Origin of the sequence: Streptomyces sp. A 4/2 (assembly GCF_940670765.1) — a bacterium.
In the GTDB taxonomy this organism is placed as follows: domain Bacteria; phylum Actinomycetota; class Actinomycetes; order Streptomycetales; family Streptomycetaceae; genus Streptomyces.
Genome location: NZ_CALNVW010000049.1, coordinates 1 through 12021 on the forward strand (window position 1 = coordinate 1; position 12021 = coordinate 12021).

A 12021-nucleotide genomic window follows, 5' to 3' on the forward strand; every position below is an offset into this window, starting at 1 on the left:
AGTGAGACATTAGCGGATTCCTGGCCCCCGAGCTAATCGGGGGTCACGTTCCTTCGAACGCGGATTCCTCATTTCGCAAAAGTGCATAAGAGCGGCGCGACAAGTCGTCGCTCGCTCGAATGATTGGTGCGGAATGGCTGTCCGGGGACCGACCGGGGCCGGAGCTCACGTCGGACAGCTCGGAGAACATTACGGAGACGCCCCTCCCATGTCAAACCGGAGGGCTGGAGGAGGCCCGGTCGGGCGGGCCCTGCGCTACGGTAGGGCTCATGCATACGCGTACGTGCACCCTTCGGTGGCGGGCCGCCTGACGGCGGCCGGCATTCACGTGTGCGTTCAACGGCCGCCTCTCCGGCGGCCGTTCGTGTTTCTCCCTCCGGGAGGTCGGCTGTCGAGGACGGCGGCTCCGATCGAGAGGTGGAGAAATGACTCGCGTCTTCAGCGGGGTCAAGCCGACCGGGCATCTGACGCTCGGGAACTACCTGGGTGCCGTGCGCCGGTGGGCCGATGAGGACCAGTACCGGGCCGAGTCCCTGTTCTGTGTGGTGGATCTGCACGCGCTGACCATGCAGCACGACCCCGCGCGGGTGCGCAGACTGAGCCGTCAGGCCGCCACGCTGTTGCTGGCCGCCGGGCTCGATCCCGAGCAGTGCACCGTATTCGTGCAGAGCCACGTCGACGAGCACGCGCGGCTCTCCTATCTGATGGAGTGCACCGCCACCGACGGCGAGATGCGGCGCATGATCCAGTACAAGGAGAAGAGCGTCCGGGCGAAGGCGGCCGGGGACAGTGTCCGGTTGTCCCTGCTCACGTATCCGGCGCTGATGGCGGCGGACATCCTTGCCTACGCGACCGACGAGGTACCGGTCGGTGAGGACCAGACGCAGCACGTGGAGCTGGCGCGGGATCTCGCCGTGCGGTTCAACCAGCGGTACGGGCACACGTTCGTCGTTCCCGAGGCCACCTCACCGGCCGTGGCCGCGCGGGTCATGGACCTTCAGGATCCGACGGCCAAGATGGGGAAGTCGCACGAGTCGGGTGCGGGAATCGTCTATCTGCTGGACGAGCCCGACGTCGTACGGAAGAAGGTCATGCGCGCCGTGACCGACAGCGGCCGGGAGGTCGCCTACGACCGGGAGTCCCGTCCCGGGGTGGCCAATCTGCTGGACGTGCTCGGGGCGTGTACCGGGCGGGCGCCCGGGGCGCTCGCCGAGACGTACGAGTCGTACGGGGCTCTGAAGAAGGACACCGCCGACGCGGTGGTGGAGCTGCTGCGCCCGCTGCAGGAGCGGCATGCGGAGCTGGCCGCCGACCCCGGGTATCTGGAAACGGTGCTCAGGCGGGGTGCCGAGCGGGCCCGGGAGATGGCGCGGCCGACCGTGGACGCCGCGTACCGGGCCATCGGGCTGCTGGAGCCGTAGGCCCGGGGAGGGCGCCGGGGCCTCAGCCGTTGCCGGAGGCCAGTTCGCGGCTGCGGTCGCGGGCTGCCTCCAGCGCGGCGATGAGGGCGGCTCGTACGCCGTGGTTCTCCAGCTCGCGGATCGCGTTGATCGTGGTGCCCGCCGGGCTGGTGACCGCCTCGCGCAGTTTCACCGGGTGTTCGCCGCTGTCCCTGAGCATCACCGCCGCGCCGATGGCCGCCTGGACGATCAGATCGTGCGCCTGCGCGCGGGGCAGGCCGAGGAGGATGCCCGCGTCGGTCATCGCCTCGACCAGGTAGTAGAAGTACGCCGGGCCCGAGCCGGAGAGTGCGGTGGCCGCGTCCTGCTGGGTCTCGGGGACGCGGAGGGTCTTGCCCACTCCCCCGAAGATCTCGTCGGCGTGCCGCAGGTGCGCCTCCGTGGCGTGGCTGCCCGGGGAGATGACGGACATCGCCTCGTCCACGAGCGCCGGGGTGTTCGTCATGACCCGTACGACCGGGGTGCCCTCGGCGAGGCGCTCCTCGAAGAAGGAGGTGGGGATGCCCGCCGCGCCGCTGATGATCAGGCGGTCGGCGGGGACGTGCGGGGCCAGTTCGTCGAGGAGCTTGGCCATGTCCTGCGGCTTGACGGTCAGGATCAGGGTGTCGGCGCGCTTGGCCGCTTCCTCGTTGCTGACCGCCTCCACGCCGTAACGCGTACGGAGCTCGTCCGCCCGCGCCGGGCGGCGGGCGGTGACGAGGAGGTCGGCCGGGTGCCAGCCCGCGCGGATCATTCCGCTGAGGAGGGCTTCGCCGATCTTGCCGGTGCCGAGGACTGCGACTGTCTGGGCCATGGCTCTGTTCACCTCGCCGGTGGGGCGGTTCGTCTGTCGCCGGCCATCCTCGCACCAGGGCGGGGCGACGGGGGCGGGTGTCCGAGCGGTGGAATCGGCGGGGGCGCGGACGGAGCGTTCATGCCGTGCGGCGGCGCAGGGTCGCCGCGCCCAGGGTCAGGACCAGCAGGGCGCAGCCTCCGACGATCAGTGCGTCGCGTACGAACGTCGCCGTCATGGTCCCGTGGTGCAGTACCTGGTTCATCGCGTCCACCGCGTACGACATCGGCAGCACATCGGAGATGCCCTCCAGGACCGGCTGCATCTGGGCGCGCGGGGTGAAGAGGCCGCACAGCAGGAGCTGCGGGAAGATCACCGCCGGCATGAACTGGACCGCCTGGAACTCCGACGCCGCGAACGCCGAGACGAACAGGCCGAGTGCCGTGCCCAGCAGGGCGTCCAGGAGGGCCACCAGGAGGAGGAGCCAGGGAGAGCCCGTGACGTCCAGGTCCAGGAGCCAGACCGAGAGGGCCGTGGCCAGGGCGGACTGGACGACGGCCAGCAGGCCGAAGGCCAGGGCGTACCCCGCGATGATGTCGGCCTTGCCGATCGGGAGGGACAGCAGGCGTTCGAGGGTGCCCGAGGTGCGTTCGCGCAGGGTCGCGATCGAGGTCACGAGGAACATGGTGATCAGCGGGAAGACACCGAGCAGGGACGCGCCGATCGAGTCGAACGTCTGCGGGGACGCGTCGAACACGTACCGCAGCAGCGTGATCATGGCTGCCGGGATCAGCAGGAGCAGGGCGATCGTCCTGGGGTCGTGGCGCAGTTGGCGCAGGACCCGGCGGGTGGTGGCGAGGGTGTGGGTGAGGGTCATCGGGCCGTCTCCCGGTCCGCGCCGACGAGGTGGAGGAACGCTTCCTCGACGGTCGGGGCGTGGGTGCGGGTGCGCAGTTCGTCCGGGGTGCCGTCGGCCAGGATCTCGCCCTCGCGCATGAGGAGCAGGCGGTGGCAGCGTTCCGCCTCGTCCATCACGTGGGAGGAGACGAGGAGGGTGGTGCCTGCCTCGGCGAGGCTGTGGAAGAGGGCCCAGAGGTCTCTGCGGAGCACCGGGTCGAGGCCCACGGTCGGCTCGTCGAGGACCAGGAGTTCCGGGGTGCCGAGCAGGGCCACCGCCAGGGAGACCCGGCTGCGCTGGCCGCCGGAGAGGTTCCCGGCCAGGGCGTGGGTGTACGGGGTGAGGTCGACCAGCTCGATGGCGCGGGGGACGTCGGCGCGGGCACCCAGGACGGAGGCGAAGTAGTCCAGGTTCTGATGGACGGTCAGGTCTGCGTATACGGAAGGGGCCTGGGTCACGTAGCCGATGCGGTGGCGGAGCGGGGCCTCGCCCGCCGGGTGGTCCAGGACCGTGAGCGTGCCCGTGACCTTCGCCTGGGTGCCGGCCACCGCGCGCATCAGGGTGGACTTCCCGCAGCCGGACGGGCCGAGCAGGCCGGTGATCCGGCCGCGGGGAACCGTGAAGGTCAGGTCGCGCAGAACGGTGCGGGAGCCTCGTAGGACGGTGAGGTTCCGGGCGTCGACGGCGGCTTCGGAGGGAGCCGCCGCGGGTCCCTGCCCGGGGTCGCCGCCGGAACCCGTGGGCCCGGCCGCACCCCGTTTGAAATTCATCATGTGATGAATAATTGGGGCGGGGCGCTGCGCCGTCAAGGGTTCCGGCAGCCGCGCGCGGTACGGATCAGCGGACCGCCACACAGAGGTCGACCGTGTACGCCTCCTGGACCACGCCCGTCGGGAAGACCTCCGTGAGCGCGGTGCGCTCCTCGTCGACGAAGGCCCTGGTGGCTTCCTCGCCCGCGACGAGGAAGACGGAGTGGCTGGCCAGATTGGCGAGGTGGGTGTCCAGCGGAACCTCCCGGGTCCAGGGAACGCCGCGCCGGACGAACTCCGGCCCGCCCTGCGTCATGCGCACCCGGTCGGCGGTGCCGTGGGCGCCGTGCGCGCTGTCGTTGCCGAAGAAGCGCCGGATGCGGTCGTCCTGGGCGGCGATCCACGGCACTCCGTGGTCCGAGACGTTCCACCAGAGGGCGAGTGCGCCGCCGGGGCGCAGCACCCGCATCGCCTCGGGTGCGGAGCGGTCCGGGTCCGTCCAGTGCCAGGCCTGGGCGTACGTGACGAAGTCCGCCGACGCGTCGGCGAGCGGAAGGTGGTTCCCGTCGCCGCGCACGACCGGTACGCCGGGGAGCGTGCGGCGGAACTGTTCCGTCATGCCGTCGCCCGGCTCCACCGCGACGACGCGCGCGCCCCGGGCGTGCAGGAGGGCCGTCGCGATGCCGGTGCCCGCGCCGACATCGACGACCCGGGCGCCGGCCAGGGGGCGGCCCGCGATGTCCTCGACGGCGTCGAGGAGCGCGGGCGGGTAGGAGGGGCGGTTCGCGGCGTAGGCGGCTGCCGCCGCGTTGAAGGAGTGGGCGCGTGAGGCGCGGGTGGGCATCGTCATGCGGCAATTCTGCCCACCACCCGGGAAAGCGGGCCGACTTCAGGGCTGCGTCAGGGTCATCCCCCATGGCGTCGGGGCGGTGCGCGGCGGACCGTGGGGACATGACGCAGAACACGGAGATGTCCAAGACGGAGATGTCCAGGTCCGAGCAGCGCAGTCTCGCTCTCGCCTCCGCGACGCTCGGGCCGTGGCGGTCCGCCACGGCCGTCGGCCTGCTGGGCGGCGGGGTCTCGCTCGGCATCGCGACGATCGCCGAGGGGCTGGGGGCGCACACGGTGACCACCGCGGTCTCGGTCGCGCTGACGCTGTTCTTCGTCGTCGGCGGTACGCCGCTCGGCGGGCGGCCAGGGGCCCGGGTCGACCAGCGGATCCGGCGGTGGGCGGCGGCGCACCCGTGGCGGGTCGCGGTGGTGCCCGGCGCGCTGATGGCGGTGTCCGACGTGGTGGTGCGGCAGCTGCTCGGCTCGGAGAGCTTCTTCAGCAGCCTGACGGACGGGGTGTGGCGTGGCGTCGTGGTCGGGGGGATCGTCGGGCTGGTGGGGCGGTACGGCGGGCGACGCGGGTGACGGACCCTGGTGCGGGCGGACACGGCTGGGCGGTGCAGGGGGCTTGAAGTCCCTTACCGTGCCGGTCGGTTCGCCGGTTTCCGGACGGTCGTGAGGTTGATGACGTACTCCTCCCGCACCACGCCCGCCGGGAAGATCCGCAGCAGTTCCGCCCGTTCGTCCGCCAGGACCGGCACCGATGTCCCGTCATGTGGGACACCCTCGCGGCGCGGCGGCCTACGGAACAGGGGCCTCCGGGGCCCTATGCGCGCTTGGGCCCGGCCTTGGCCTTGGCATTGGCCTTGCGACGGGCTGCCGGGTTGCCCGCGCGGGTGCCCCGGCGCTTCTCGTACCGGGCCACGGCGCTCTCGTACTCGGCGCGCAGCAGCTGCTCGCCCGGGGCCTCGGTGAGGGAGCGGAAGAAGTACGCGAGCAGGGAGCCGATGAAGCCGATCGCCTTGAAGCTGCGCAGGGATTCCTCGCGGGCCGGATCGGCGGGGCGGCGGCGGAATCCGTCCCAGGTGCGGACGAAGGCGAGGGCGCTGCAGAGGGTGAAGACGGCAATGAAGAGGAGCGCGACGAAGCTGCCGGCGTCGGCGATCCGTACGCCCTGGTAGGCGAGGCGCATCACGAGGCAGGCGGCGGCCGTCGTGACCAGCGAGCCGACGGAGACCGCGACGCGCCGCAGCCCGTATCCGTTGTCGTGGCCGACCCAGGTCGTACCGAAGAAACGGATCGATTCGGGCTGCGGCCCGCCGGGGGTGGTGCTCTCGTTGTTCTCGCTCACGGGGTCGAGTATCCCCCGGGGCCGTGGGGCGGGCTTCAGCCGCAGTGTTCCCAGGGACTCGTGTAGGTGTACGTACCGACCCCGGCCTCGATCATGCCGCCCCACTTCACGCAGGAGTGGACGGCTTTCAGCCGGACCGGGCCCGCGTACGAGGTGAACGTGCCCTGGTTCTTGACCTGGCCCTTGCCGTCGCCCTGCACGTCGAGCCAGGCGCCGGTGGTCAGCGGCATGCCCGCGGTGGCCTTGCTGTGCTGGGTGACCACGCAGTTGTAGCCGGTGGCCGCGTCGTAGAGCAGGAAGACACGGGCGAATTCGACTCGCCCGTTGGTGAAGATGTGTGAATCGATCTGGCGGTATCCGGAACCGCAGATGCTGGCCGGGGTGGCCGTCGCCGCGGACGCCGGGACGATCCCGATCGCCGCGAATGCTCCGACGGCCGCGGCGAGCACGGCTGACCTCTTGATGAACTGACGCATGGTGCCCCCATTTGTGACCATGTCAGGGAAGGGGGCATCGTAACGCACACGCCCGGACACACACAGTAATCATACTGCGGGTGTCCGGGCGTGCGGGGTGGAGCGGGGCCTGTGGCCGTGGAATCGGGCCGTCGGCTCGTCAGCCGAGCTTGGACACGTCCCTGACCGCGCCGCGGTCGGCGCTGGTGGCCATCGCCGCGTACGCCTTGAGCGCCTGCGAGACCTTGCGCTCGCGGTCCTTCGGCGCGTACACGCCGTTCAGCGCGGCCCGGCGCTCCGCCAGGTCCTCGTCCGACACCAGGAGCTCGATGCCGCGGTTCGGGATGTCGATACGGATGCGGTCGCCGTCCTCGACGAGCGCGATCGTGCCGCCGGACGCCGCCTCGGGCGAGGCGTGACCGATCGAGAGGCCCGAGGTGCCGCCGGAGAACCGGCCGTCGGTGACCAGCGCGCACGCCTTGCCGAGGCCGCGGCCCTTGAGGAAGGACGTCGGGTAGAGCATCTCCTGCATGCCGGGGCCGCCCCTGGGGCCCTCGTAGCGGATGACGACGACGTCGCCCTCCTTGATCTCCTTGCGGAGGATCTTGTCGACGGCCTCCTCCTGCGACTCGCAGACCACGGCCGGGCCCTCGAAGGTCCAGATCGACTCGTCGACACCGGCCGTCTTCACGACACAGCCGTCCACGGCGAGGTTGCCCTTGAGGACCGCGAGACCGCCGTCCTTCGAGTACGCGTGCTCCGCGTCCCGGATGCAGCCGCCCGCCGCGTCCACGTCGAGGGTGTCCCAGCGCTCGGACTGCGAGAAGGCCTCGGCGGAACGGACGCAGCCGGGGGCCGCGTGCCACAGCTCCACGGCCTCGGGCGACGGGGAGCCGCCGCGCACGTCCCAGGTCTTCAGCCAGTCCGCGAGGGACGGGGAGTGCACCGCGTGCACGTCCTCGTTGAGCATCCCGCCGCGGTACAGCTCACCGAGGATGGCGGGGATGCCGCCGGCGCGGTGCACGTCCTCCATGTAGTACGTGCCGCCGGGGGCGACGTTCGGGGCGACCTTGGAGAGGCACGGGACGCGGCGCGAGACCTCGTCCATCTCGGCCAGCCCGTAAGGCAGTTCGGCCTCCTGCGCGGCGGCGAGCAGGTGCAGGATCGTATTGGTGGAGCCGCCCATGGAGATGTCCAGGGCCATGGCGTTGTCGAAGGCGGCGCGGGTGCCGATGGCGCGGGGCAGGACGGTCTCGTCGTCCTGCTCGTAGTAGCGCTTGGTGATCTCGACGACCGTGCGGCCCGCCTCCTCGTACAGCGCCCGGCGGGCGGTGTGCGTGGCGAGGACCGAGCCGTTGCCGGGGAGGGCGAGGCCGAGGGCCTCGGTCAGGCAGTTCATCGAGTTGGCGGTGAACATGCCGGAACAACTGCCGCAGGTGGGGCAGGCGTTCTCCTCGATACGGAGGATGTCCTCGTCCGAGACGTTCTCGTTGACCGCGTCGCTGATCGCGTTGATCAGGTCGAGCTTGCGGACCGTGCCGTCGACGAGGGTGGCCTTGCCGGCCTCCATCGGGCCGCCGGAGACGAAGACGGTGGGGATGTTGAGGCGCATCGCGGCCATCAGCATGCCCGGGGTGATCTTGTCGCAGTTGGAGATGCAGATCAGGGCGTCCGCGCAGTGCGCCTCGACCATGTACTCGACACTGTCCGCGATCAGGTCGCGCGAGGGGAGGCTGTAGAGCATTCCGCCGTGGCCCATCGCGATGCCGTCGTCCACGGCGATCGTGTTGAACTCCCGGGGGACGGCGCCCGCGGCCTTGATCGCCTCGGAGACGATCCGGCCGACCGGCTGGAGGTGCGTGTGGCCCGGAACGAACTCCGTGAACGAGTTGGCGACCGCGATGATCGGCTTGCCGATGTCCTCGCTCGCTACGCCCGAGGCTCGCATGAGGGCACGGGCGCCCGCCATGTTGCGGCCGTGGGTGACTGTGCGGGACCTCAGCTCGGGCATCGTGGCTCGCTCCTTAGGCAGAATGGACTGCTGACGAGCGTACGCCTGCACTCCAGGATCTGGACCGTGCGTCCGGATCCCGGAATGTGCGGAGGCGGACCTTCAGCGCACGGGCCGGGCGCCCGGCGGGGTCTCGGACGGGTCGGTCAGGTATCTCTGCAGGGTCGGTGCGACCATCGCGACGATCTCGTCCACCCCCGCCGAAGCCATCGGCTCCACCTTGATCACGTACCGCATCATCGCGATCCCGATCATGTGCGAAGCCGCCAGTTCCGCCCGGAACTGCGGGTTCGGTACGTCCAGGTCGGCCGCCACCCGGCCCAGTACCCGCTGGAGCACGAACCCCCGCAGCACCTTCGCCGCGGCCTCGTGCGTCAGCGCCGAGCGGATGATCGCGAGCAGCGGGGCGCGGGTCGCCGGGTTCTCCCAGGCGCCGAGGAAGTAGCGGGCCAGCCGCTCCCCGATGCCGTCCGGGCCCGCGGCCACCAGGGCGGGGACCAGTTGCGCCGGCTCCATCGTGACCTCGATGGCCGCCTCGAACACCTCGTCCTTCGTACCGAAGTAGTGGTGGACGAGCGCCGCGTCGACCCCGGCCGCCTTCGCGATGCCGCGTACGGAGGTCTTGTCGTAGCCCCGCTCGGAGAACTCCGTGCGCGCGGCCTCCAGGATCCGGCTCCGCGCGCCACCGCCCTCGGCCGCCCGCGCGCGGGGCGGGCGGCCTCTGCGGCGGGCGGGGGCGGGATCGGGGCCGGGTCCGGTCATGGCCGGCGGACCCCGGTCGCCAGGTGGAGACGGGTGAAGGCGAGCGCCTCCGCCAGGTCCGCCTCGCGTTCGGCCGAGGACATCGCGCGGCGGGTGTTGACCTCGATGACCACATGACCGTCGAAGCCGCTGCCCGCGAGACCGTCGAGGAGTTCGGCGCAGGGCTGGGTGCCGCGGCCGGGCACCAGGTGTTCGTCCTTGCCCGAGCCGCGGCCGTCGGCGAGGTGGACGTGGGCCAGCCGGGATCCCATCCGGTCGATCATCGCCATCGCGTCGGTGCGGGCGGTCGCGGTGTGCGAGAGGTCGACGGTGAAGTGGCGGTAGTCGTCCTTGGTGACGTCCCAGTCGGGTGCGTACGCGAGCATCTCGCGGTCCCGGTAGCGCCAGGGGTACATGTTCTCGACGGCGAACCGCACATCGGTCTCGTCCGCCATCCGCCAGATCCCGTCGACGAAGTCACGGGCGTAGCCGCGCTGCCAGCGGAAGGGCGGGTGCACGACCACCGTGGACGCGCCGAGCTTCTCGGCCGCGGCCCGCGCGCGCTGGAGCTTGGTCCAGGGGTCGGTCGACCAGACCCGCTGGGTGATCAGCAGACAGGGCGCGTGCACGGCGAGGATCGGGACCTGGTGATGGTCGGAGAGTCTGCGCAGGGCTTCGATGTCCTGGCTGACGGGATCCGTCCACACCATCACCTCGACACCGTCGTAGCCGAGGCGCGCGGCGATCTCGAAGGCCGTCGCCGTCGACTCCGGGTACACGGACGCCGTGGACAGCGCGACCTTCGCATCCGGGATGCGCACCACTGGTTCTGCCACGGAGACAGCGTACGGGCCGCGTCGGGGGCCGCGTCGGGGGCCGGGACCCACGGCTCAAGGTCCTATCGGACGGGGAGGTGGTCGAGGCGGCGCAGGATGACGCCCTCGCGCAGTGCCCAGGGGCAGACTTCCAGCTCCTCGACCCCGAACAGGTCCATCGCGCCCTCCGCGACCAGCGCCCCGGCCAGCAGTTGCGGTGCCCGCTCGGCGGAGACGCCGGGCAGCTGGGCGCGCTCGGCCGCCGTCATCGCGGCCAGCTTCGGGACCCACTCCTCCAGTGACGTACGACTCAGGCCGCGGTACACGTAGGGGCCCTCGTTGGAGCGGGCCGCGCCCGCGATGCGGGACAGCTGCTTGAACGTCTTCGAGGTCGCCACCACGTGGTCCGGCCTGCCGAAGCGGCTGAACTCACCGACGGTCCTCGCGATCTCGGCGCGTACCTGCCGGCGCAGCGCCCTGACGTCCTGCGGGTCCGGCGGATCGCCCGGCAGCCAGGTGTGGGTCAGCCGGCCCGCGCCGAGTGGCAGCGACGCCGCGGCGTCGGGCTCCTCGTCGATGCCGTACGCGATCTCCAGCGAGCCGCCGCCGATGTCGAGCAGCAGCAGGCGGCCCGCGGACCAGCCGAACCAGCGGCGGGCCGCGAGGAAGGTGAGCCGCGCCTCCTCGGCGCCGGTCAGGACCTGGAGGTCGACGCCGGTCTCGGCGCGTACCCGGGCGAGGACGTGGTCGGCGTTGCTGGCCTCGCGTACGGCGGAGGTCGCGAACGACAGGACTTCCTCGGCGCCCTTGTCCTCGGCCGCCTGGAGGGCTTCGCCGACCGTGGCGACCAGGCTGTCTATGCCCTCGGAGGCGATCGCGCCGTCGGCGTCGAGCAGTTGGGCCAGGCGCAGGTCGGCCTTGTGCGAGTGCGCGGGCAGCGGGCGGGCGCCGGGGTGGGCGTCGACCACCAGCAGGTGCACCGTGTTCGAACCGACGTCGAGGACTCCGAGTCTCATGTGCGGAACGCTACTGCGGACGGACCACGGGGTGGCCGCGCGGGCCTGCCGGGGCTCCGTCCCCGTACGCTGGGCCTGTGCCAAAGACGAAAAAGGCGAAGCCGGGCAAAGCTGTCACGCAGCCGAAGCCGAAGAGTGACGAGCAGGGCCTGGATTTCGCCCGTGCCTGGGTCGAGTTCCCCGATCCCGCCGACGACGAACAGATCTTCCGCTGCGACCTGACCTGGCTCACCTCCCGGTGGACCTGCATCTTCGGCAGCGGCTGCCAGGGCATCGAGGCGGGCCGCGCCGACGACGGCTGCTGCACGCTGGGGGCGCACTTCTCGGACGAGGACGACGAGAAGCGGGTGGCCGGTCATGTGGCCCGTCTCACCCCGGACCTGTGGCAGTTCCACGACGAGGGCACGGAGTCGGGCTGGGTGCAGCTCGACGAGGACGGCGAGCGTCAGACCCGGCGGTGGGAGGGCTCGTGCATCTTCCAGAACCGGCCCGGTTTCGCGGGCGGTGCGGGGTGTTCGCTGCACATCCTGGCCCTGAAGGAGGGCAAGGAGCCGCTGGAGACGAAGCCGGACGTCTGCTGGCAGCTGCCGGTCCGCCGTACGTACGACTGGATCGACCGGCCCGACGAGTCTCGGGTGCTCCAGATCTCCATCGGTGAGTACGACCGGCGCGGCTGGGGTCCGGGCGGTCACGACCTGCACTGGTGGTGCACGTCGGCGACGTCCGCGCACGGGGCCGGTGAACCGGTCTACGTCACGTACCGGCCGGAGCTGACCGAGATGATGGGCAAGGCGGCGTACAAGCGCCTGGCGCGGCTGTGCGAGGAGCGGCTGGCCGCGTTGCTGCCGATGGCTCCGCACCCGGCCGACCCCGGCACGCCGTAGGTTGCCGGAACTCGGTTACCGGAACTCGGTTACCGGAA

Annotated in this window: 13 protein-coding genes; 3 read left to right on the forward strand and 10 right to left on the reverse strand. The window is 71.3% G+C overall.

Annotated features, from left to right (window positions below; genetic code table 11):
* Window positions 1-425 precede the first annotated feature (425 nt).
* Window positions 426-1421 carry a tryptophan--tRNA ligase gene (trpS, locus tag NBY69_RS31820; RefSeq protein ID WP_250305416.1) on the forward strand — a complete coding sequence of 332 codons (996 nt, stop codon included), beginning with the start codon at window positions 426-428 and terminating at the stop codon, window positions 1419-1421.
* Between the two features lie 22 nt (window positions 1422-1443).
* On the opposite strand, the gene proC is transcribed toward trpS, so the two are convergent.
* The 4 genes from proC to NBY69_RS31840 form a co-directional block, all read right to left on the reverse strand.
* Window positions 1444-2253 (reverse strand): pyrroline-5-carboxylate reductase, encoded by an 810-nt coding sequence (gene proC, locus NBY69_RS31825; RefSeq protein WP_250305417.1) that lies wholly within the window; start codon window positions 2251-2253, stop codon window positions 1444-1446.
* 118 nt (window positions 2254-2371) lie between these two features.
* Window positions 2372-3109 carry an ABC transporter permease gene (locus tag NBY69_RS31830; RefSeq protein ID WP_250305418.1) on the reverse strand — a complete coding sequence of 246 codons (738 nt, stop codon included), beginning with the start codon at window positions 3107-3109 and terminating at the stop codon, window positions 2372-2374.
* The gene (locus NBY69_RS31835) at window positions 3106-3903 is read right to left on the reverse strand and encodes an ABC transporter ATP-binding protein (protein ID WP_250305419.1); all 798 of its coding nucleotides are present in this window, start codon (window positions 3901-3903) and stop codon (window positions 3106-3108) included. Before NBY69_RS31835 ends, NBY69_RS31830 begins: the two co-directional genes overlap by 4 nt.
* Before the next feature lie 64 nt (window positions 3904-3967).
* The gene (locus tag NBY69_RS31840) at window positions 3968-4729 is read right to left on the reverse strand and encodes a class I SAM-dependent methyltransferase (RefSeq protein ID WP_250305420.1); all 762 of its coding nucleotides are present in this window, start codon (window positions 4727-4729) and stop codon (window positions 3968-3970) included.
* A gap of 101 nt (window positions 4730-4830) precedes the next feature.
* Between NBY69_RS31840 and NBY69_RS31845 the strand changes: the two genes are divergently transcribed.
* Window positions 4831-5295 carry a hypothetical protein gene (locus tag NBY69_RS31845; RefSeq protein WP_250305421.1) on the forward strand — a complete coding sequence of 155 codons (465 nt, stop codon included), beginning with the start codon at window positions 4831-4833 and terminating at the stop codon, window positions 5293-5295.
* 241 nt (window positions 5296-5536) lie between these two features.
* On the opposite strand, the gene NBY69_RS31850 is transcribed toward NBY69_RS31845, so the two are convergent.
* The 6 genes from NBY69_RS31850 to NBY69_RS31875 all read right to left on the reverse strand — a co-directional run bounded on the left by NBY69_RS31850 (window position 5537) and on the right by NBY69_RS31875 (window position 11099).
* Window positions 5537-6061 carry a hypothetical protein gene (locus tag NBY69_RS31850; RefSeq protein WP_250305422.1) on the reverse strand — a complete coding sequence of 175 codons (525 nt, stop codon included), beginning with the start codon at window positions 6059-6061 and terminating at the stop codon, window positions 5537-5539.
* A gap of 35 nt (window positions 6062-6096) precedes the next feature.
* Complete coding sequence (locus NBY69_RS31855; RefSeq protein ID WP_250305423.1) at window positions 6097-6537, reverse strand: acetyltransferase; 441 nt, start codon at window positions 6535-6537, stop codon at window positions 6097-6099.
* A gap of 139 nt (window positions 6538-6676) precedes the next feature.
* The gene (ilvD, locus tag NBY69_RS31860; protein ID WP_250305424.1) at window positions 6677-8527 is read right to left on the reverse strand and encodes a dihydroxy-acid dehydratase; all 1851 of its coding nucleotides are present in this window, start codon (window positions 8525-8527) and stop codon (window positions 6677-6679) included.
* A 102-nt stretch (window positions 8528-8629) separates the two neighbouring features.
* A complete protein-coding gene (locus NBY69_RS31865; RefSeq protein ID WP_250305425.1) occupies window positions 8630-9289 on the reverse strand; it encodes a TetR family transcriptional regulator in 660 nt (219 codons plus the stop codon).
* The gene (locus NBY69_RS31870; RefSeq protein WP_250305426.1) at window positions 9286-10104 is read right to left on the reverse strand and encodes a sugar phosphate isomerase/epimerase; all 819 of its coding nucleotides are present in this window, start codon (window positions 10102-10104) and stop codon (window positions 9286-9288) included. Before NBY69_RS31870 ends, NBY69_RS31865 begins: the two co-directional genes overlap by 4 nt.
* A gap of 62 nt (window positions 10105-10166) precedes the next feature.
* Window positions 10167-11099 carry a Ppx/GppA phosphatase family protein gene (locus NBY69_RS31875; RefSeq protein WP_250305427.1) on the reverse strand — a complete coding sequence of 311 codons (933 nt, stop codon included), beginning with the start codon at window positions 11097-11099 and terminating at the stop codon, window positions 10167-10169.
* A gap of 77 nt (window positions 11100-11176) precedes the next feature.
* On the opposite strand from NBY69_RS31875, the gene NBY69_RS31880 reads away from it, so the two are divergent.
* Window positions 11177-11983, forward strand: coding sequence for a hypothetical protein (locus tag NBY69_RS31880; protein ID WP_250305428.1), 807 nt, complete (start codon window positions 11177-11179; stop codon window positions 11981-11983).
* The last annotated feature ends 38 nt before the right edge of the window (window positions 11984-12021 follow it).

Excerpts from the sequence above, each read along its gene's own strand:
- NBY69_RS31865 (WP_250305425.1), bottom strand. The coding sequence starts at position 9,289 with ATGACCGGACCCGGCCCCGATCCCGCCCCCGCCCGCCGCAGAGGCCGC.
- NBY69_RS31845 (WP_250305421.1), top strand. The coding sequence starts at position 4,831 with ATGACGCAGAACACGGAGATGTCCAAGACGGAGATGTCCAGGTCCGAG.
- NBY69_RS31835 (WP_250305419.1), bottom strand. The coding sequence starts at position 3,903 with ATGATGAATTTCAAACGGGGTGCGGCCGGGCCCACGGGTTCCGGCGGC.
- ilvD (WP_250305424.1), bottom strand. The coding sequence starts at position 8,527 with ATGCCCGAGCTGAGGTCCCGCACAGTCACCCACGGCCGCAACATGGCG.
- NBY69_RS31875 (WP_250305427.1), bottom strand. The coding sequence starts at position 11,099 with ATGAGACTCGGAGTCCTCGACGTCGGTTCGAACACGGTGCACCTGCTG.
- NBY69_RS31830 (WP_250305418.1), bottom strand. The coding sequence starts at position 3,109 with ATGACCCTCACCCACACCCTCGCCACCACCCGCCGGGTCCTGCGCCAA.
- NBY69_RS31840 (WP_250305420.1), bottom strand. The coding sequence starts at position 4,729 with ATGACGATGCCCACCCGCGCCTCACGCGCCCACTCCTTCAACGCGGCG.
- trpS (WP_250305416.1), top strand. The coding sequence starts at position 426 with ATGACTCGCGTCTTCAGCGGGGTCAAGCCGACCGGGCATCTGACGCTC.
- NBY69_RS31855 (WP_250305423.1), bottom strand. The coding sequence starts at position 6,537 with ATGCGTCAGTTCATCAAGAGGTCAGCCGTGCTCGCCGCGGCCGTCGGA.
- proC (WP_250305417.1), bottom strand. The coding sequence starts at position 2,253 with ATGGCCCAGACAGTCGCAGTCCTCGGCACCGGCAAGATCGGCGAAGCC.